Here is a 236-nt window from a genome sequence, read left to right on the forward strand (position 1 = left end):
CGCCTGGCGTTGAATAGACCCCGCCACTGCCGATGGCTGCCAGGGTGTTATTACACGGGCTTGCGCCTTTCTCTGCCACCATCAGGCGTCGGCACTGATCCGGAGAAGGGGTAAAGGTGGTGTCCTTCATGCCGAGCGGGCGCGTTATCTGCTCTTCAAAGAGCTGCGGGTAAGGTTTGCCTGCTGCCGTCGAGAGCGCATCTGCCAGCAGGTCAAACGCCAGGTTTGAGTAAGAT

The 236-nt window shown here is 59.3% G+C and carries 1 protein-coding gene; it reads right to left on the bottom strand.

The window, feature by feature from the left end; genetic code table 11:
* Positions 1 to 236: serine hydrolase (locus ACPYOI_RS37030; RefSeq protein ID WP_481424302.1), on the bottom strand; the 236-nt coding region annotated here is incomplete at both ends.

It is taken from the genome of Rhizobium sp. SVR5-2C (assembly GCF_056755115.1).